The organism is Mesotoga sp. (genome assembly GCF_035363035.1).
GTDB lineage: Bacteria > Thermotogota > Thermotogae > Petrotogales > Kosmotogaceae > Mesotoga.
The window spans coordinates 1-1,900 of sequence record NZ_DAOSEH010000170.1 but is presented as its reverse complement, the minus strand read 5'-3'; the positions used below and the strand labels follow the sequence as shown (position 1 = coordinate 1,900).

At 49.0% G+C, this 1,900-nt stretch carries 2 protein-coding genes and 1 pseudogene; 2 read left to right on the top strand and 1 reads right to left on the bottom strand.

Annotated elements, in window-relative coordinates:
* The coding region (locus PKX57_RS12140; RefSeq protein ID WP_472417581.1) for a DUF5362 family protein at window positions 1-409 on the bottom strand (409 nt) is incomplete at its 3' end.
* 205 nt (window positions 410-614) lie between these two features.
* Between PKX57_RS12140 and PKX57_RS12135 the strand changes: the two genes are divergently transcribed.
* Window positions 615-1,568, top strand: a complete 954-nt coding sequence (locus PKX57_RS12135) for a potassium channel beta subunit family protein (RefSeq protein ID WP_470745185.1) — start codon at window positions 615-617, stop codon at window positions 1,566-1,568.
* Between the two features lie 115 nt (window positions 1,569-1,683).
* Window positions 1,684-1,900 (top strand): annotated as a pseudogene (locus tag PKX57_RS12130) (hypothetical protein); the annotation flags it as partial.

The following is a 1,900-nucleotide window of genomic DNA, read 5'->3' as shown; positions in this document are numbered from 1 at the left end:
TATAGAAATCGAAATTGAAATTGAAAGCCGCCCCCATTACGATCACGGCGATCACTGTGATAAGAACGAAGACGATGGCCAGGATTATAAGGACGCCCTGGATCCTGAAATACTTCATCATGCTGTCGAGACCTATCTCGAGATTCACAGGAGCCTTGGTGTGAATGAAGGTTTCCAGCTCCCTCTTCGTTCTTCTTAGCCTGAGACCCATCACCAGCGCAACGATAGCACTGATGAGACCGAATATAGAAAAGGGGTTCGCTATCATTCCTGCGATCGAGCCGATTATTCCGAGTGTAGCGCCGATGAGAGTCCATACGCCGACGAATCCGGCCCAGTAGCTCAAACCGCTCAGAGTCTGGTAAGAGATTCCTTCGATGCCAGAATTACCTTCGCTTCTTTCGTACATACGAAACACCCCCTTTTTTATTCACAAATAAAGTTTATCAGAGAAAGCGAAAAAAACTGTAATGCTTTGCCGAGTTGGCGCTTTTGTTGAACCTTCAGCAGGGGAGGAGTTTCGACAGATATTTGTTAGTTAAGCTTACGGTGGTATAATCAAAGCAAACAAAGTATATCGGAATTAAAATCATTGAGAATGAAGGAGGTTCTTTATGGAATATCGCAAGGTTGGAAGAAGCGGTTTAAGGATCAGTGAACTGTCTCTCGGTTCGTGGTTGACTTTCGGAGCGCAGCTGGATATCGAGAACGCCAGGGAGGCCATGCGCAGAGCATACAGAGAGGGAATAAACTTCTTTGACAACGCCGAGGCCTACGCGAGCGGAATGTCTGAATCGATGATGGGCGAGATCCTCAAAGAGTTCAAACGCGAGGAAGTCGTCGTTTCTACCAAGATCTTCTGGGGTGGAAACAAGCCCAACCAGAAAGGCCTTTCGCGGAAGCATCTTCTCGAGGGCACCTGGAACTCTCTGAAGCGACTTCAGTTGAGTTACGTCGATCTTCTGTACGCTCACAGGCCCGATCCCGAGACTCCCATGGAGGAGGTAGTTCTGGCGATGGATTATATAGTCAGAAATGGGCTGGCCTTCTACTGGGGAACTTCGGAGTGGAGTGCCGGCGAACTCGAAGAGGCGCACCGTGTGGCGGAAAAGCTCAACGCAATTCATCCCGTGGTAGAACAGCCCCAGTACAATATGCTCTCTCGAGAGAGGGTGGAGAAGGAATATCTCCCCATATACGAGAAATACGGGATGGGACTGACCGTCTGGAGCCCGCTGGCCAGTGGATTGCTCACCGGCAAATACAACGATGGAGTTCCTCAAGACAGCCGCCTCGCCAGATTCCCCGGTTTGAAGAAACACCTGGAAGAAAACGGCATGCTGTCCAGGAAAAATCTTGAAAAAGTCGGAAAACTGGCCAATGTGGCGAAAGAGCTGGAGACCGGTTTGCCTCAACTGGCTCTGGCCTGGGTTCTGAAAAACGAGAACGTGAGTTCCGTAATTCTCGGGGTCAGCAGGGTCGAGCAGCTCGAAGAGAACTTGAAAGCCCTCGAAGTCAAAGAAAAACTGACCGATGAAGTAATGAAAAAGATAGAGAGTATAATCTAAAGTACAGTCCTGAACATCTCGCCCGGTGTGCTTCTCGAGTAGAAATTCCTGTTCGATCCACACCGGGCTTTCTTGAAGATAAAGCGGCTAAAATTTCTGGAGGGGAGAGATTTTTATGAAGAGATGGTTTTTCATTCCGGCGATACTTTCGATGGTACTGGCGTTGAGCGGGTGTCTATACATAATGCCAGTTCCAATACCGATAACAGAGAGCCTCATCGAACCCATAGTCTTTCAGCTACCGGGCACCCCTTTCCCGATAAATAGCTTTGCCTTCGGCAGCCAGAGCATCCCGACTCTCGACGAGATTATCGCAGAGGCTCAAAAAAGCA

Excerpts from the sequence above, each read along its gene's own strand:
- PKX57_RS12135 (WP_470745185.1), top strand. The coding sequence starts at position 615 with ATGGAATATCGCAAGGTTGGAAGAAGCGGTTTAAGGATCAGTGAACTG.